This window comes from Flavobacterium poyangense (genome assembly GCF_011751075.1).
In the GTDB taxonomy this organism is placed as follows: Bacteria; Bacteroidota; Bacteroidia; order Flavobacteriales; family Flavobacteriaceae; genus Flavobacterium; species Flavobacterium poyangense.
In genome coordinates, this window is sequence record NZ_JAALLN010000009.1 from 144374 (window position 1) to 165808 (window position 21435).

Below are 21435 nucleotides of genomic sequence, written 5' to 3' on the forward strand. Positions count from 1 at the left end.
AATAATTGAATTAATAAAAGAAATTACCGATCATCAGATAAGCTTAACCTTAGATGGTGATGATTTACAAATAAGTTTTGACGGGGATCAATTGGACCCAAATATCATTGCAAAATTAAAAGAACACAAAGCAGAGTTAGTAGCCTACTTTAAAAAATATTCTTCAGTTAAAAAATTTGAAGAAATCAAAAAAATCGAAATTCAGGAAAGTTATGCCTTATCGCATTCTCAGGAGAGACTTTGGATTTTAAGCCAGATAGATAATGGTTCAATTGCTTATAATATGCCCTCCTCTATAGAATTAAAAGGGAATTATAATGTCGAAAATTTTAGTAAAGCGATACTTTCGGTAATAAAAAGGCATGAAATACTTCGTACTGTGTTTAGAAAAGACAGTAACGAAGAAATCAGACAATGGGTTATACCGGCTGAAAAGTTTGTTTTTAAAGTTGATTATCATGATTACAGATCAATTGAAAACAAGGAAGAAAACATAAGAACATACATTGAAAAAGATTCTTTTCGACCTTTTGATTTGATAAATGGCCCTTTATTAAGAGCAACTTTACTGCAAACTTCAGATACAGAATTTACTTTCTATTATAATATGCATCATATAATAAGTGATGGCTGGTCTATGAGAGTTCTTAGTGAAGATGTTCTGAAGTATTACAGCAGCGCTGAAGCAGGTATAAACCTTGAACTGGAGGAATTACCTTTTCAGTATAAAGATTTTGCAGCTTGGCAAACTAATAAATTTGTTAACACGTCAAAGGATACACTTATAGGTCATTGGAAGGACTTATTGTCAAATGATGTACCTACAATCAATTTGCCTTCTAATTTAACGAGACCAAATATTCAAACGTATAACGGACAACTGGTCGAAACTATTATTTCTAAAGCACTTACGGAACGCTTAAAACAATTTTCAAATCAAAATAAAGGGAGCCTATTTACTACTTTGTTAGGAATTTGGAACATATTGATTTATCGATATACGAATCTTAAAGACATAACTATTGGAACTCCTACAGCCGGAAGAGACAATGCTGATCTTGAAAATCAAATAGGACTTTATGTAAATACAATATTATTTAGAAACCAAATTAATCCGGAAATTGATTTTGATACTCATTATGAAGATTTTAAGTCAGGTACAATTGAAACATTAAGAAATCAATGTCCATTTGATTTCTTATTAGAAGAATTAAAAATAAAGAGAGATATCAGTAGAAATGCCATTTTTGATATCCTTTTTGCCGTACAAAATCAAGCAAAATCAGATGATAAATCAGATTTAGAAAATTTGGTCAATAAGATTGATCATAAAGGGAAGGCAATGGCAAAAGTGGATCTGGAAATAAATTTCTTTGAACAAGGAGATTATCTGTCTTTTCAATTAATTTATAATTCGGATGTTTATGAAAAAGAGATGATCTCGAAGTTAATGACTCATTTTATCTTGTTATCCGATGCCTTGCTGGAGTCTAAAACAGCAATTGGGAAAGTGAATTTTTTAACTGTTGAAGAAGAAAATTTTTATAGCAATTTAAACATAGAAAATGCAGGTTTTTATTCAGACAAAACGGTAGTGGATTTATTTTTGGATCAAGTAGCAAATCACCCTTCTAAAATTGCTGTTGGTTATCAGTCCAATTCTTTATCCTATTCAGACTTAGACAAAGTATCCAATCAGTTTGCCAATTTCCTACATCAGACATACAAGTTAAATCCGGAGCAATTACTGGGTATCATGTTGGATAGAAGCGAATGGCTGGTTGTCTGCATTCTGGGCGTTTTAAAATCCGGTTGTGCTTACTTGCCTTTTGATCTTAATTCTCCACCACAAAGAAAAGCCTATATTCAAGAAAACTCTAATTGTGAGACTATTATTGACCAAACGGTATTAGAAGCGTTTCGTAAATCTATAGATAATTTTGATACTACTTTTAATGGGAAAAAGCCAACCTCTACAGATTTAGCCTATGTGATTTACACATCCGGATCAACGGGCAATCCTAAAGGAGTGATGATCGAACACAGAAATGTTGCTTCTTTTTTTGATAAAATAGACACGCAGTTAGGATACAATAAGTACAATATTGTAGGAGCAACAACTAATATATCTTTTGATATTTCAATTCTTGAACTTTTAGGAACGCTATGTTTAGGAAAACAGTTGATTGTATTTGATGATAAAGAAATATTAGATGTGAAACTTTTTATGGAAAGAGTTAGACTATCTGAAATTGAAGTATTGCAGTTGACGCCTTCAAGAATAAAGCAATTGTATAGTGATTTAATTGAAAATAAACCGGAATCACTTCGTTGTCTAATAGTGGGAGGTGAGCCATTTCCGGCAGAATATTACCAGAATTTTAAAGAAAATAAAGAGCTGTCCGTAGTAAATGTATACGGGCCTACAGAAACCACTATTTGGAGTACTTATTTGAATATAGGTTCAAGTAGCAGACTCAATATCGGTAGCCCTTTAGCAAATGAAAAAGTCTATATTCTTAACGACTATGGCGCAATTCAACCAATTGGGATAGTGGGAGAAATACATATAGCCGGATCCGGATTGGCAAGGGGATATATAGGAGATTTAAATTTGTCGAATCAAAAATTTATTCAAAATCCACTAGATAAAAACGAAATAATATACAAAACCGGAGATTTAGGAAGTTGGAAGAAAGACGGAACAATCGATTATTTCGGGCGTAAAGACGATCAGATAAAACTTAGAGGATACAGAATAGAGCTAAGCGAAATAGAGTATCATATACAACAGATATCAAAAATTAGCCAGGCAGTAGTATTGTTAAAAGAAATACAAGGAGAGAAAGAATTGGTTGCCTATGTAACTGCTGAAAAAAATACGACAATTAAGGAGCTAAGAGCCATTTTGAAAAATGATCTGCCCCAATATATGATACCTTCAAAATTTATCTTTATTGATTCAATGCCCTTACAGGCAAGTGGTAAGATCGATAAGGTTCTTTTAAAGCAGAGGGAAAATTATGAAAATGCTTCAGAAAGCATAAAAGTAAAGCCATCAAATAAGATGGAAGAGAAAATAATTGAGATCTGGACAAAAATCTTAGGAGGTGCTGAAATTAGCATGAACGATGATTTTTTTGATCTAGGTGGACATAGTTTAAAAGCAACTAAGCTCATTTCAGAGTACCAAAAAGAATTTGGGAAAGAGATTAGTTTAATTGACCTTTTTACAAATACAACAGCTATTTCGCATGTCAATCTTATAAACGAAGGGAGCGCTAAAAAATATGCCGAAATTCCGTTGGCAGAAGAGGCAGAATGTTATCCTTTGTCTGATGCCCAGAAATCAATTTGGCTTATGTGTCAACGTCCGGAGGGTGCGTTGTCCTATCACATTCCTATAGCTCTGGATTTTGAGATTGAAGACTATTCTTTGATAGAAGAAGTGGTGCAGAAGCTAATGAACAGGCATCATATATTAAAGACCGTTTTTAAAAATGATAAAAATGACGAAATTAAACAATGGATCTTAAACGATTTAGAAGTTAAAGTTAAGTATGACGACTTTAGAGGCGTAGAAAATGCTGAAGAAAAAGCGCGTGAGATTATTTTCAAAAAGGAGCTCTTTGTTCACTTTGATCTGGAAAACGGACCTCTTTTTAAGGTAGGTGTGTTTCAACTTGAAGCGAATAAATATCTGATTTATATGATTATTCATCACATAATTACAGATGGACTTTCTATGAATATTATATTTAATGATGCTTTTAGTATTTATCAATCATTATTAAACAATAGTGACGAAAGTTTACCAAATCTTCCTATCCAATATAAAGACTTTTCGGTTTGGCAGCAATCAGAAAACAGCAAATTGGAATTGCAGAAAAAATACTGGTCAGAGAAATTATCCGGAGAGTTAACTCTTTTGGAATTGCCTAGTTCAAAAGTTAGACCAGGCATAAAAACGTACAATGGCGAATATCTGAATACCTATTTTGACAAAGTTCAAACGGAAAAATTAAGGGATTTTAGCAAAAATATGGGAGGAAGTGTTTTTATATCCTTAATGACAGTCTGGAACATATTAATACACAGATACAATAATAAAAACGATATTGTAGTAGGTACAGCTTTGGCAGGAAGAGATCACCTGCAGTTTGAAAACATGATCGGATGTTTTGTAAATAATCTTGCCATCCGTAATGAGATTTGTCCTACTGACACCATTATCGAGTGTTATAAAAAAATCCAAAAATCAATATTAAATGATTTTGAGAATCAATTATATTCTTTTGATAAAATTGTTGAAGACCTGGATATTAAAAGGAATTTGAGCCGAAGCCCGGTTTTCGATTTTATTTTGGTTCATCAAAGAATGAATGAAAATCAAAAAGATATTAATCTGGATTCTAATGAGAAAAATCAAATCATAAGTTTGGGAGATCGATATGCCAGATATGATGTTGAGCTTGGTTTTTTTGAAATGAACGAACGCTTAATGTTCAGAATAAAATACAATAAGGATATCTATGACAGGAGTATGATTGATCGCCTGATGTTGCATTTTATAAAATTGACGGAAGTAATTGGTGATAATCCTAAACAAAAAATAAAAGAAGTTGATTTTCTTTTAGAAGAGGAAAAATATAAACTTATTAATGAATTTGTTAGTAAGGATAATCGTGATAAGAGTAAAATTGTATCTGTTGTTGATAAATTTAGAGAACAACTGATTCTAAACCCAAATAAAAATGCCTTAGTATATAATGATACTAAACTTTCCTATAGTCAATTAGATGAAGTTTCAACTCAACTGTCCCATTTTTTAATTCAGAAACATGGTATTGAGTCTAATGATCTTGTGGGGATTAAACTGGAGCGAAACGAATGGACTATTATTGCTATTCTCGGAATATTAAAAGCAGGTGCTGCCTATGTGCCTATTGATATTGAATATCCAAAAGACAGAATTGCTTTTATTGAATCAGATGCCAATTGCAAAGTTCTTATAGATCAGGAAGAATTAGAGGATTTTAAAAATAACTTAGATCGTTATTCTAAAAATTACTTAGAGAAGCAAATTGATTTTGAAAGTCTGGCTTATGTAATTTATACGTCGGGATCTACCGGAAAACCAAAAGGGGTTATGATTACACATTCTAACTTGGCACATTCTAACAATGCCAGATTTTTAACTTATGGTAATTTAAATTCTTTTTTACTGACGTCACCTATTGCTTTTGATAGTTCTGTAGCAGGTATATTTGGAACTTTATGCAGCGGAGGAACTTTGCATTTAAGCAATAAAAACTTGCTGGATAGTGTTGTTGGTATCACCAATTATATCGTACAAAATAGAATTTCTCATCTTTTGTCAATTCCGTCTTATTTTAAATTAGTACTGGAGGAATTAGCAGATAAAGCGAATAGCTTAGAAGGGGTTATCGTGGCTGGCGAAACCTGTCCTCTTTCTTTAATAGATCTTTTTCATGATACACAAACGCTTGAAAAATGTAATTTGTTTAACGAATATGGACCAACCGAGTGCAGTGTTTGGAGTACAGTACACCAATATGACAGAAACGAAAAAGCATTTTCTACAATTGGAAAACCAATTATTGGAAGCAAAATCTACATTTTTGACGAAGAAATGAGATTGTCTCCTAATGGCCATTTTGGAGAAATGTATATCGGAGGAGCCGGAGTAGCAAAAGGGTACCATAACCAAGAAATACTGACCGCAGAAAAATTTGTTAAAAACCCTCTTAATACAGAAGAAGTTTTATATAAAACCGGAGATATAGCTAAATGGCTTAAAAATGGTGAATTAGAGTTTTTGGGTAGAAAAGATGATCAGGTTAAAATTAATGGGTACAGAATTGAGTTAGAAGAAATTCAAAAGCAACTCGAATTACATCAGGATGTTAATTTAGCGATAGTCTTAATTAAGGAAGGAAACACAGCAGATGATAATCAGATTGTGGCATGGGTAAATTCAGATATTCAAATCAATATCGATGAATTAAAGGAATTTATAGCTAAAAAAATTCCGCACTATATGATTCCGGCCGTAATAAGTAATATAGAAAAAGTACCATTAACTCCCAATGGCAAAATTGATAAAGCAAAACTATTAGGATCATTAGTTATTACTAAAGAAACGGAAATAGTTAAACCAACTAATCAAACAGAAGAGTCTTTGCTTGACTATTGGAAAAAAGTACTAAACCGGGAACAAATAAGTACAAAAGATAATTTTCTGGAATTGGGAGGGAACAGTATTAAAGCGATCAAATTACTGTCTGAAATAAACAAACATTTTGAAACGAATATCAATTTAGGGGATCTGTTTAATAACCTTACCATTCAGCAGTTAAGTGTAGTTGTTGAGAATTCTCTCAAAGAAAACGAACTGCGATTAAATAAAGATAATTTGATGGAGATAGAATTGTAACCTAACGTATGAAATCTAAAAAAATGAATAAGGCTACACAGTAGGCAATCTGAATAAATAATTCGCAAGAAACTTTGTAAGTCAATGTGCGCATAAGGAATACGTCCAAAGACAAAAGACGCAAATAATGATATATCTAAAAACAATATATAAAAATTTCAAAAAGCAATGAATAATCTAGTAAACGAACTTGTCGAGGCAGGCATATTGCTTGAAGTTAAGGATGGGAAATTAAAAATGTTCTCTGCTAATCCCACTATAAATGAGGACTTGGTAAATAAAATTCGTGAGAACAAACAATCTTTAATCGATTATTTAAATGCAAAAAGTCAAAAAACAAATTCTGAAATCGATACAGCTGATATAGCCGATTTGTATCCTGTATCTTATGCTCAGAAAAGAATGTGGATTTTAAGTCAGCAAAGTGAAGCTTCTTTAGCTTATTCTATGCCGATGACTTTTAATCTGAATAATGAAATAGATATAGAAAAGTTTGAGAAGGCTATAGGTTCAGTTATTAAAAAACATGAAATACTTAGGACCGTTTTTATACAAAAGGATCTGGAAGTTTTTCAGAAAGTAGTGCCTTATGAGAATAGTAACTTTAAATTGAGATTTATTGATTTAAGTACCGGTAAAGATTCGGAAGAGGAATTTAGAAAAATGGTGCAATTTGAAAATTCGATAATCTTCGATTTAGAGAATGGACCTTTGCTGAAAGCTATTTTATTTAAACTTTCAGATGCCAGATACATATTTTATTACAATATGCATCACATCATATCTGATGGATGGTCACAAGGTATTATTATAAAAGATGCCTTGGCGTTTTATGAATCATATAGCAACGAAAATTTACCGGAAATTTCTGAATTAGACATTCAATATAAAGATTTTACGCTATGGCAAATAAAAGAGCTTAAGAAAAACCAATCCGGACATATTTCTTTTTTTGAAACCTATCTGGAAGGAGATTTACCAAGAATACAACTGCCCGGTACTACAGGCAGACCAAAAATAAAATCGTACAATGGTACTATTTTAAGAACTTTATTGCCTGCTGAATTGACTGATAAGGTGCATTTGTTTTGCAAAGAAAATGACAGTACGCCATTTAATCTTTATTATGCACTTTTTAATGTTTTATTGTATAAATATACCTATGAAACTGATATCGTAATGGGGACTCCTATTGCCGGAAGAAGTCATCATCAATTACAGAATCAAATCGGATGTTATATCAATACGATGGTTTTAAGAACCAAACTAGATCCGGAAGCTGCATTTATAGACAATTACAAAAGCATTAAAGCAAATGTGCAGTCTGTTTTTGAGCACGAAAATTATCCTTTTGACTGTTTAGTTGAAGATTTAAATATTAAATCAGATCCTAGCAGGAATTTGCTATTTGATATACTATTTGTTTATCAGAATTTTAATGAGAACAATACAAAGAAAGAGGCAGTAAGAAAAGAAGGAGTCCAAAATTTAGGGGAGTCAAAATCAAAACTGGACTTAGAAATTGTTTTCATTGAAGAGGAAGGAAGCTTAAGTTTAAATATCAATTACAATGTTGATTTATATACCGGAGAAGTCATTACTTCTTTGATGAATCACTTTATCAAAATTTGCGAAGTTGTAATTGAAAATCCGAAAATAGAACTAAAAAACATTACTTTTTTATCGGAATCAGAGCAGATTGAATTGTTAAACGAATTTAATACGACTACTGTACCCTACCCAAAAGATAAAACAGTTGTTGAATTGTTTGAAGAACAGGTTAGAAAAAATCCAAAAGGAATTGCTGTAATGGCAAATGATTCTATCATTACCTATGAGGAGTTAAATGCGAAATCGAATCAGTTAGGAGCCTATTTGCGAGAAAAGTATAATGTAGTTCCGGATGATATCGTTGGTGTTGCGTTGCAAAGATCAGAAACTCTTATGCTGGCAATATATGGGATTTTAAAAGCCGGGGCAGCCTATGTGCCAATAGACCCAAAATATCCAAGTGAGAGAAGATTGTATATTGAACAAAATTCAAAATGTAAATTAGTTATTGATGATAGTTTTATAAAGGAATACGAAACAGAATCAGAATGCTATGCTACAGATAATTTAGAAATAAATTGCAATCCTAATTCTTTACTCTATACTATTTATACCTCTGGGACAACAGGTAATCCTAAAGGAGTAATGATAGAAAATCATTCTTTAATAAACCGATTGATCTGGATGCAGAAGGCCTATAGTCTTGATGAATCTGATGTTATCCTGCAAAAAACAACTTTTACTTTTGATGTTTCCGTATGGGAATTATTTTGGTGGAGTATTTTTGGCTCTAAAGTTTGTTTGTTAGCGCCGGACAAAGAAAAAGAACCAAGCGCAATCATTGATACTATCGCGTCTAATAAAGTCACCGTGATGCACTTTGTACCTTCTATGCTGTCTTCTTTTTTAGAGTATTTAGTTCATTTCCCTGAGGAGGTAGTCAAACTAAAGTCATTAAAACAGGTTTTTACAAGCGGAGAAGCACTTTCTAAAACAGACAGCGATTTGTTTTTTGATTTGCTGCCGGAAGTTTCATTAATGAATTTGTATGGCCCAACAGAAGCAAGTATAGATGTTACTTACTATGATTGCGGAATTAAAAGAAATGATCAGATAATACCAATAGGAAAACCTATTGATAACACGCAAATTTTAATTTTAGATTCTTATGGAAATATAGTTCCAAAAGGAGTTAAAGGCAGATTATATATTGCAGGAGTCGGTTTAGCAAGAGGTTATCTTAATAATGAAAAACTAACGAAAGAAAAATTTATTAGTAATCCTTTTAAAAAGAATGAGCTAATTTATGATACCGGAGACGTAGCCGAATGGTTAGAGGACGGAAATATTAATTTCCTGGGTAGAATTGATGATCAGGTTAAAATAAGAGGTTTTAGAATAGAACTTGGTGAGATAGAGTATTATTTAAAATCTAAAAATGATATTGATAACGCTGTGGTTCTGGCTAAAGAAACTGCAGGTGGAGAGAAAAGTTTAGTGGCCTATATTGTTTCTCAAAAAGAGCAAAACGTATCCGATTTAAGAAACTTTTTGATGGATAAGTTGCCTAATTATATGATTCCTTCTCAATTTATACAAATTGAGCAAATTCCGTTGAACGCTAGTGGAAAGGCCAATAAAAAAGAATTATTACTATCAGATCAAACAGAGTTAACTAACAATGTTCTTTATGCAGAAGCTGAAAGTATCGAAGAAAAAGCGCTTATAGATGTCTGTAAAGACATTTTAAATAAGGAAAAAATTAGTATCAATGATAGTTTTTATAATGTTGGGGGAGATTCTATAAAGTCAATTCAAATCGTATCACGTTTAAAACAAATGGGATATGCATTAAAAGTTGAAGATGTTTTGAGAACGCCAATTTTAAAAGAATTAGCAGCACTTTTGAAAACCGATGTGCAAAAGATTGATCAGTCAGAGGTTTTTGGAAAGGTAGATTTAACGCCTATCCAACATTATTTGTTTGAAACTTTTGAGCTGCCTCACCATTTCAACCAATCTATTTTACTCAAAAGTAAAAATCAGGTCAATGTAGAGTTGTTGCGTCAAAGTTTAATAATGATGTTAACAAACCATGACGCATTGAGAATAACTTTTAATCAAAACAATGACGGATGGGAGCAAATTAATGGTTCCTCTGAAAGTATAGACCTTCAAATTCCGACATACGATTTAACGACTTCGGAGGATCCATTGAACAAATTAAAAGGGATAGCCGAAGAACTTCAATCATCGTTTAATCTCAGTAGCGGATCTTTAATTAGAGTGGCACATTTTAAACTCAACGATGGAGATCGAATTGCCATTATAATACATCATTTAGTTGTAGATGGTGTTTCATGGAGAATATTGATTGAAGATCTTTTTGCACTATACAAACAAGGATTGGCAAATGAAACGTTTAAGTTGCCTTTAAAAACGGACTCTTTTCAGCGCTGGGCTCTACTTCAAAAAGAGTATGCTTACAGCAGCGAAGTATTGAGTGAAGCAAAGTATTGGGAAGCAATTTGCGAGAAAAATATAGCTACAATAAAGAGTTTTGATAAACGAAAAGAGCAAATCAAAGAAAAGATAGACTTTAGTTTAGATGAAACAAGCACACAATTGCTGCAAACTAATTTTCATCAAATTTACAATACCGAAATCAATGATGTTTTGCTGGCCGGACTTGGTTTGGCAATAAAAGAGATCTTCAATTGCAACCAAACCATTTTAAAAATGGAAGGGCATGGTAGAGAAGAAATCATTGACAAAGTAGATATCAGCAGAACAGTGGGATGGTTCAGTACTTTTTACCCTGTAGTGTTAGATTTGACTAATACGAGTGATGCCGTTGAGGTTTTAACAAAGGTGAAAGACGATTTAAGAAAAATACCTAATAAGGGAATTGGTTTTGGAATTTTAAAATATTTAAATGAATCCTACCATCATTTATCCTTTTCTCCTTCCGTTCTGTTTAATTTTCTGGGTGACTTTGATTCTTCTTTTAAATCAAATAATAATGACGCCGAGTTTGTTTATTCTAATGAATCAATAGGTCAGAATATTTCCGGGAAAAATACAGATGGTGTTCTTCTTGATGTATCAGGTTCAATAGTATCAGGTAAATTGTATATGAGTGTTACTTTTGATACGGCCAGTTTTGTCAGAGAAGAAATAATATCCTTAATGGCAGCTTACAAAAAGTATCTTACTGATCTTATCCAAAACGTTTCAAGTAAAAAACACAGCAGCAAGACTCCTTCTGATTTAACGTTTTCTGATTTGACAAGCAAAGAATTAGAACTGATAAATTCAGATGGTACTATTGAAGATGTATATGAGTTATCTCCTTTACAAAAGGGAATATATTTTCATTGGTTAACCAATAGTTCTAAATCGTTGTACTTTGAGCAGATTTCTTATAAACTAAAAATAAGTCAGATTGGAATTGACGTTATTGCTGACGCCTATCAGAAATTAGTTGATTCTCATTCCGTATTGAGAACTCATTTTAATAATGATCTGGTGGATATTCCTTTGCAAATTGTTCGTAAAGAAGTAAAGGCAAATTTTATCTTTGATGAGGTAGATCCTAATTTAAAGGGAAGTAGTCTTGAAGATTATATCGAAAAGTATAAGGTTGAAGACAGAGAAGAAGGCTTTAATTTGTCTGATGATTCATTGATGCGCCTAAAAGTGCTTAGTTTAGGAAACAACCAATTTGAATTTATATGGAGTCATCACCATATTCTTATGGACGGATGGTGTATGAGCAAATTAATCGGCGATTTTAACCTAATACTAAAAGCAATAAATCAAGGTATTCCGGCTGATATCCCGAAACCTAAACCCTATTCAGATTATATTAAGTGGTTAAGAAAAGTAAATACAGTCGATTCTTTTGCCTATTGGAAAAATCAACTTCAGGATTATAGTAACAGTGCCGCTATTCCGTTCGTTAAACAAAAAGCGAATAAGGAGTATAGAGATGCTATAGTAGCACTAAAAATAGAGGGTAAGTTATTTAAACAAATAGATGAATTGTGTAAAAAAATATCGGTTACACAAAATGTATTCTTACAAACTGCCTGGGGAGTACTTTTATCAAAATATAGCAATGATAATGACGTTGTTTTTGGATCAGTAGTTTCGGGTCGACCTGCGCATTTAAACGGAGTTGAGAATATGATAGGATTGTTTATTAATACAATTCCGGTCAGAGTCAAATACGAAAACGAAAGTACGCCTGTACAACTTTTGGAAGAAATACAAAAAGAAGCTATTGATAGCAATTCACATCATTATGTCAGTTTAGCCAAAATTCAGTCTCAAAGCGAATCAGATTCAAGTTTGATTAATCATATAATGATTTTTGAAAATTTTCCGATAGAAGAAACCGTATCGGCTTCAGGATCTGATATTGGGACTGAAGAAAAAATAACAATTGAATCTGTTGGTGTATTTGAGCAAACAAATTATGATTTTAATATTCTTGTAGTACCGTCAAAGGAGTCTTTACAAATTCAATTTAAATTTAATAGCAATAAATTTGATGAAGAGTTAATGCAAAATCTGTCAACACATTATTCTAATGTTGTGCATTATTTTGTTGATTCTGCTAATAAAGCAATAGGGGATATTGCCTGCATAACCGATGATGAAAAAGACATCATTTTTAATAGATTTAATGCTACCGAAACTGATTTTGGAAGAAACCAAAAGAGTCTTTTCTCTACTGCAAATAAGGAAAACATTTCTGGCAAAACAGCTGAAATAAATACTTTCCCGGAAGAGAAAGAAATCACTTTATTAGACCTGTACAAGGTTACAGTTTCTAAATTTCCAAATAAAACAGCAGTTTCTTGTAGCAAAACTGTATTAAGTTATTCTGAACTGGATACGGTTACAAGTCAATTAGCAAATTATCTTCGAACACTTCATGCTGTTCAATCAAATGATTTAGTAGGGATAAAACTGGAGCGCAGTTCCAATATGCTTGTTGCAATATTAGGAATTTTAAAAGCAGGTGGGGCTTATGTTCCTGTAGATACAAGTTACCCTGAGGAGAGATTAGAATACATCAAATCAGACAGCGGATATAAACTCTGCATAGATGATGAATTCCTGAAAACTTTTGAAATCGAAAAAGACAATTATGCAAAAACAGTTGAGGGTATCAGCATTTCCGGAAGCAATACGGCTTATGCTATTTACACCTCAGGGTCGACCGGTAATCCAAAAGGGGTATTAAATAACCACTCAGGGCTTTACAACAGATTATTATGGATGCGTGATGATCTTAAAATTAGTCCGGAGGATGTAATTTTACAAAAGACACCTTATACTTTTGACGTATCGGTCTGGGAACTTTTAATGCCGTCTATTACAGGATCCTGCCTGGTATTTGCAGAACCCGAAGGGCATAAAGATCCGTCCTATATTCAGGATTTGATAGCGCGTTCCCAGATAAGTATCATGCACTTTGTTCCTTCGATGTTAGGAATTTTCCTTGAAGAGTTAGACGCAGAAAAGTGTAGGAGCTTAAAACATGTGGTTTGCAGCGGAGAAGCCTTACCGGGTATTATGGTAGAGGAGTTTAAACAGAAATTACCAGGAGTTCATATTCATAATTTATATGGCCCGACTGAAGCGGCTATTGATGTTACTTACATCGATTTAACAAATGTAGACACAAATGAGTCAGGAGTTACTATAGGTAAACCGGTTGCAAACACTAGTATATATATAGTTGACAGGCAGCTGTCACTTCAACCGATAGGAGTTCCGGGCGAATTGCTAATAGAAGGCGTACAGGTTGCTCAAGGTTATCTGAACAGACCTGAGCTGAATGCTGAGAAATTTATTGCCAGTCCTTTTAAGGAAGGAGAACGAGTATATCGCACGGGAGATTTGGCTAAATGGCTACCAAATGGCGAAATACTTTATATGGGCAGGATCGATAACCAGGTAAAAATAAGAGGTAATCGAATAGAGCTTGGAGAAATAGAAACCAGAATATTAGAATCCGGCTCTGTTGATAATGTTGCTGTTTTAGTTAAGGGAGAAGAGCTTGCAAGAAAGTATCTCGTTGCTTATGTGATCCCAAAAGAAGGATACCAGCAAGAAGAGTTATTTACTTATTTAAAGGGGCGATTACCGGAGTACATGCTACCGGGGGTGGTAATCGAGATGGATAGTTTTCCATTAACGTCGAGTGGTAAACTCGATAGAAAACTGTTGCCTGAATCCAATCGGGGGGATTTGTTTTCAGAATCATTTCAGGCACCAAGAAATCAGATAGAATCAGAATTGGCAGCTATTTGGGAAGAAGTTTTAAAATTAGATAAAGTAAGTATTCGCGATAACTTCTTTCGTATAGGAGGTGATTCTATTGTTTCTATACGACTGATCAGCAAGATTAATAAAGCGATTAAAAATAAAATTACAATCGGAGATTTGTACGAAAACAATACGATAGAAGCTTTAAGTAACTTAATAGCTAAAACGGAAGGGATTTCGAATCAGGATGATCGTTTAAGCGCGCAAATCATTGAGAAAGTTGAGAAATTAAAATACGAGGTATTAAATGTAATTGAAGATAGTGACTTAATCGAAGACATCTATCCGATGCATGATATTCAGAAAGGGATGGTCTTGTTGTCGTCAATTAATCCGACGAATGGAACTTATCATGATCAGTTTGTATTTCAGATTCCAAAAGTTGATTTGCAGTTATTTGAGCAAGCCTTATCAAAATTAGTAGCTAAACATGCTATTTTGAGAACCGGTTTTGATTTGGTAAATTATAGCGAAGAAATTCAAATTGTCCGAAAAGAAGTTGATTTTAAAATCATTCAATCAGATATTCAAACTCTAAATTCAAAAGAACAGGAAGTATTTGTTAATGATTTTATGGTTTCAGAACGTAAAGTTCCTTTTGATGTTACGGCTGCGCCACTTTGGCGAATTAATTTATTTACTGTTTCACCTTTTAATGAAGTGTTATTGTTTCAATTCCATCATTCTATTTTAGATGGATGGAGTGTTGCTTCTCTTTATACGGAGTTGTTTCAGATTTACAAACAAGTATCAAACAACCCTGATTATCATGTAGATGCTCTAAAAATGTCTAATAAAGAGGCTGTCATTGAAGAGTTGTTTAAAAAGCAATGTCAAAAAAATATCGAATTTTGGGGTAATGAAATTAAAAGTGTTCAAAACCTTAACATTTTTAATACTAAAGCTACTTACCAGCAATTTTCAAAAAGTTACGATGTAGCTATTAAAGAAAAATTGCAGAAAAAATGCAAGGAAGATCATATTTCACTAAAAACTCTAATTTATGGTGCATTGGTATACACTATAAAATTGCTGTCTACTGAGAATGATTTTATGATTGGTTTAGTAGGCAATAATCGTCCCTCACTTGAAGATGGAGATAAAGTATTAGGGTGTTTTTTGAATACGATACCGGTTAGAAACAAACTGGAGGATATTGACAACATTAGCTGGAAAGAATATTTTAGAAGTATTGATGACAAATTAATTAGTTTAAAAAGTTATGAAGATTTGACTTTTTTAGAAATTAATAAACTGGCTAATGCAGCAGCAGGGAATCAATCACAATTAGTTAATGTGCTTTTTAATTATGTTGATTTTCATATTTATGATGAATTGGAAACTAATGTAGTTGATAAAAAGGACCAGAAAACGACTCAAAATTATTTGAATATTAAGTCGCACGAGACAACCAACACTTATTTTGACGTAGATGTAAATGCTTCAGGAAACAGGTTTGTGGTAAATTATACTTTGCAAAGAGAATTTAAGAATGATTTCACCTTAGAAAGAATTCATAATTTTATTGATAACATTATTTTAAGTTATATCGATGCTTCTGAAAATACAGTAGATAAAACCGCTCTTATTTCTCGTGAAGAAGAACATGAAATTTTAACTGTTTTTAATAAACCATCCATACCTTACACGCAGAACACCATATTGGAATTGTTTAGTGAGAGTGTTCGTAAGCATCAATCGAATAAAGCGATTATAGATAGCAAGGTCACATTTACCTATAGCCAACTTGATAAAGAGATAAACCAATTTGCCAATTTCTTAAAAGAAAAATTTGAAATCTCTAATGGAGATGTAGTTGGAGTTGAGTTGAATAATGATAGCGCGATGCTTATATCTTTTCTGGCAATTCTGAAAACAGGAGGTGTTTATTTGCCAATAGACATTGATTATTCTGCTTCGAGAAAAGAGTTAATTTATGCAGACAGTAATTGTAAAGTAGTTGTTCAGGATCAAATTCTTCAGGATTTTAGAGACCATAAAGAGGACTATAAAGAGGAATTTGAAATAAACGTCAATTCAAATGATACCGCTTATATTATTTATACGTCGGGTTCAACAGGAAAACCTAAGGGAGTGCCTATTTTACACAGATCATTAGTTGATTATGTACTAACATTTAAAAATTATTTCGGCATTAATGCTGACGATTGTATTGTTCAGCAGTCAAGTACATCATTTGATACTTCAATTGAAGAGATTTTTCCAATACTTATTAGCGGAGGTTCATTGGTAATGAATGAATCGAGAAAAGATATTAATCATTTATTGGATTTATGCGAAAAACACAACGTTACTGTGTTAAGTACAAACCCTTTTGTTATCCAGTATATTAATGAAGTATACGATAATTATAATTTCAAATTCAGGGTTTTGATTAGTGGTGGAGATGTTTTAAAACCGAAATATATTGACAGGATATGGGACAAAATTAAAACATACAATACTTATGGTCCTACCGAAACTACGGTTTGTGCTACGTACCATGAAGTAAAAGACTTAAACACTTTTATTTCTATCGGGAAACCAATTGACAATCGTCAGATTTATATTTTTTATCCGGAATCTACCCATTTGACCCCTATTGGTTTATTCGGTGAAATTTGTATTGGGGGAGAAGGAGTATCATTAGGTTATTTAAACAGAGCAGATTTAACTTCAGAAAAATTTATTGATAACCCTTATAATTCTGAAACCAAATTATACAGAACCGGTGATTTAGGGCGCTGGTTACCCGATGGTAGCATCGAATTTTTAGGAAGAAGCGATTCTCAGGTCAAAATAAGAGGATTTAGAATAGAACTGGAAGAGATTGAACTGGCTATTCTTAATTCAGGCTATGTTAAAAATGCTGCAGTACTAACAATTGGTGATGAAGAAAATAAGCGAATTGTAGCTTTTGTTGTTCCGTTAGAGGGATACAGCAAGGAAAGTACAATAGAATATTTAGCGGCTCATCTTCCGGAATATATGTTGCCAAGTTTGATACTTAGCAGGGAAACTTTACCATTAACCATTAATGGAAAGTTAGATAAGGACGCATTGAAATTACCGGAAATAGATGATTTGTTTGCCGATACTTATGAGCCACCAAGCAATGATGTGGAGAGGAAATTGGTTGAAATATGGAAAAATTTACTGCAGGTTAACAAAATAGGAATAAATGATAATTTTTTTGAAATAGGAGGTAACTCTATTATGGTCGTTAAACTTCAAAATGATTTACAGAAAGAATTTGAAACTTTAATTAATATAGTTGAATTGTTTAATAATGTGACTATTAAAAAACAAGCATTCATACTCCAGAAAAACCTTAAAACAGATCAGGAAGAGGAAGTTGTAAAAACAATGAGTTTTTAGATTTTATCTTCTGGTATTAAATTATAATTCAATAAATTATGCAAGAATCAATAGCAATAATTGGAATGTCTTTTGAATTTCCCGGGATTAAAAACTGGAAAGATTTAACAGCGTCTCTTACAGACAGTAAAACATATATAGATCATTTGTCGTCTAATCGTTTAGAAGATATTTACAATAGATTTGGGAATTTAGAAATGTCTAAAGGCGGGTACCTGCCTCATATAGACCAGTTTGATAATAAATATTTTGGAACCACTGAACGCGAAGCCATAAAAATGTTTCCTGAGCACCGATTATTTTTATTGCATGCTCTAAGATCATTTTATGATGCCGGATATGTAGAAGAGGATTTAAAAGGCTCTAATACAGGGATTTTTTACACAGCATCTAAATCTGCCTATTCTAATTTTTCAGAATTATCTTTTAATGAATTTGATGCCTTATTTGGAATTGAAGGAACCAGATTAGCAAATTTTCTGGATCTGCGTGGACCGGTTATAGCTGTTGACACCACTTGTTCTTCTTCTTTGGTTGCTGTAAACAATGCAATCCACAGTTTAAATTTTAATGAATGTGACAAGGCTTTAGTTGGAGGTGTAAAATTTAGCGCAATTACTAAAGAAGCTGCTGATGAATCAACTGTGGTTTCCAAAAAACAGCATTGTAAGCCCTTTGATGAGGATGCAGATGGGTTAATGAATGGGGAGGGGGCAGTTTGTATTGTGCTGAAACGTCTAAAGGATGCAGAAAGAGATAAAGATCCAATTTATGCTATTATTAAAGGAAGTGGTATAAATCATGGAGGAGCCAGAATTTCAAGTTTAACAGCTCCAAGTTCAGATGCTCAGAAAGATGTAATTATAAAAGCATGGCATAATGCCCAGGTTTCTTCCAATGAGATTAAATTTATTGAAGCCCACGGAACGGGAACAATTCTGGGGGATCCTATAGAATTTGAGGGACTGAAAGCTGCTTTTTTAGAAGATAATCAATTCAACGCACTTTGCTCCATAAGCTCATTTAAGGGACAGGTAGGGCATTTAGATTATTTAAGCGGGTTAGCGGGTTTAATTCGTTTAGTAGCCGCCTTAAACAATAAAGTTCTGCCTGTACAGGCGAACTTCAAAAAATTAAATAAACACCTCAATACCGAAAATAGTCCGGTTAAAATTCAGGATACTACTGGTCGTTGGGAAAGTACAAATGGAGAACGAACAGGTGGCGTTAGCAGTTTCGGATTGACAGGGACCAATGTACACCTGGTGGTTTCCCAAAAAGAAATAATAAGACAGCCTAATAATCAAGAATTTTTCTATCTGCAAATCAGCGAGGACACTAAGGAAAGATTCGATAATTTAAAAAAGCAAATTTTAACAAAGGTTGAAAATTTAAACTTAGAGCAAATAAGTCAATTTTGCCATAAAACAAATCGTTTGTTTCAGTTAAAAGACAAAAATCAGGCCTATGTTTTCTCTTCGTTGGATGCACTGAAGAACGATTTAAAAGCAGATGAAAAGAGTACTTCTAAAAATGCTGTTTTTTATATTCTTGATTTGGATGTATTAGAGTATAACAGAGAGATAATTACGACGATACTCGAGGAAAATGAATTGATTAGCCTGCAATGGGATAAAAACATAGCCTATTCAATAGATGCGATAACGAATAAAAAAGTTCTTACTGTACTTTTTCAGTTTGTTTTATATAAATATCTGATAGCTAATCTGAATAAAAAAATAAATTTTATTACCAGAAAAGGAGAAGGTATTATCGAACAGTTGATAAATAAAAAAATAACTCCTCTTGAACTCCTTTCTAATCCTGAATTATACATTACTAATGATAATTTTTTCGATGAAGAAGCATTCAAAAAATATTTAGAGACAGCCAATTCCTCAGATAAAGTAATACTGCTGGATTTTTCAAATAAAAATCCTGATCGATTCGATGATTTAAAGTTAGAGGTAGTAAATATAAGCGGTACACTAACCGATTTGCAACGTTTTAAGCTTTACAGCGAAATAGTAATAGCGGGAGCCAGTGCTCTTAAAAGTAAAATTAATCCGTTGTTTCATGATTCAGAGCTTCCTTATTTTGATTTAAAAAGATTTTGGCCGGAGACAAAACAAATTGTTCAGGAAAAAGTGAGTTCAACTATTGTTACAGGAATAACAAAATATGAACTATCGCAAGTTACAGAGATTGTCAAAGAGGTTTGGTGTGAAATACTGGAAACCACAGCAATTGAAGTAGAGGATGATTTTTTTGATTTAGGTGGAACATCTCTTACAGCATTAGATATGATGAGTGAGGTGGAAAGTAAAATTAATGGAGTTAAGATTTCTTATGAAGAAATGTACAATCATACCACTATCAAAGGATTGTCTCAATTTATTTTGAATCAGATAAATGCTAAGGATTTAGTTAAAACGGTGAAGAAAGAGGTTGTTAATGTGACTGATGATGAAATCAGGAAGAATGATTACGAACTGTTAAACAAAAAGATCGAAGTTGAAGAGTACAGCAAAATTATACCGAAAAAAATAGTAGTCACAGGTGCTACAGGTTTAGTCGGCTCATTTTTGACAGAGTATTTACTTAAGAATACTAACGCTCAAATTGTATGCTTAGTAAGAGGAGACGATAACAATTCGGTGCATGATAAATTTTGGACGATATTGAATCAGAATTTTAAAATTCAACATAGTTCAAGAATTCAAATTGTCAAAGGAGATTTAGCATTAACCAATTTTGGGGTTGAACAAAACGATTTACTTGCAAATGTTGATACTGTTTTTCATGTGGCAGGTTCACCATCTTTTGTCAGTCAATACAAAGCTGAAGATCATATCAATTTCATAGGAACCAAAAATTGCATCGATTGGGCAAATGCCAATAACGTTCAAAACTTCAATTTTATCTCAACGATAGGAATAGTAGGTCAAACAATGCCAAAAGAAATTAAAAATTTCTATGAAACAGATTTAAATGTCGGTCAGGAGACAAGTGGCTTAATTCACGCTTCTTCAAAATTATTGGCAGAAGAGTATCTTAAAGATAATTTTAAAAATAATGCAAAGGTATTCCGTATTCCAAACGTAGGAGGAAGATATGAGGATGGATTTACTTCTTCGGATTTAAGTAAAAATTTAATGAGCCTTAAGTTAAAATATTTTCATGACATGGGGTATTACTCAAATGAAATTCTGAAATGGTATCCGGGAATCATTTTTACTCCTGTTGATCATTTGGCAGGTTTAATTGTAGAAATGGCCCTAACTAATATTAGCTCCCTTAAAACCTATCATCTCAATATAGAGAAAGGTTTTTCATTTGGTGAAATTGTATCTTCTTTTCTGAAAAATGATATTTATCTTGAGAAAATTGAAGATCATGAGCTTGTTCAAAAGCTAGAGCAAATAAAGAAAAATTCTATGAACGTCGGGTTAAATTTATATAGAATTGGACAAAGTGAATCGGAAGAGGAGCATAATTTTAATTTTCAGAATGAAGCTACGATGAAGATAATTGCCAAGCTCGATATGGCTTTTGTAAACAGTTATGATCGTCTTCACTATTTAGACAATATTGTTAAATTCAATCTAAAAGGAGACCTTAAAAATGAAAATAAAAATGAGGTATCTGAAGTCAAAATTTTATAAAAAGCTATAGATAAAAAAGCATTTCGGCAGTATCAACAATAA

2 protein-coding genes and 1 pseudogene are annotated in these 21435 nt (G+C 32.7%); all 3 read left to right on the forward strand.

Annotated features, from left to right (window positions below):
- Positions 1-13 precede the first annotated feature (13 nt).
- Positions 14-6370, forward strand: a pseudogene (locus tag G3A47_RS15035) (amino acid adenylation domain-containing protein); the annotation flags it as partial.
- 255 nt (positions 6371-6625) lie between these two features.
- Complete coding sequence (locus G3A47_RS15040; protein ID WP_166923736.1) at positions 6626-17728, forward strand: non-ribosomal peptide synthetase; 11103 nt, start codon at positions 6626-6628, stop codon at positions 17726-17728.
- Positions 17729-17766: 38 nt separating this feature from the next.
- Positions 17767-21393 (forward strand): beta-ketoacyl synthase N-terminal-like domain-containing protein, encoded by a 3627-nt coding sequence (locus G3A47_RS15045; RefSeq protein ID WP_166923738.1) that lies wholly within the window; start codon positions 17767-17769, stop codon positions 21391-21393.
- Positions 21394-21435 lie beyond the last annotated feature (42 nt).

Excerpts from the sequence above, each read along its gene's own strand:
- G3A47_RS15040 (WP_166923736.1), top strand. The coding sequence starts at position 6,626 with ATGAATAATCTAGTAAACGAACTTGTCGAGGCAGGCATATTGCTTGAA.
- G3A47_RS15045 (WP_166923738.1), top strand. The coding sequence starts at position 17,767 with ATGCAAGAATCAATAGCAATAATTGGAATGTCTTTTGAATTTCCCGGG.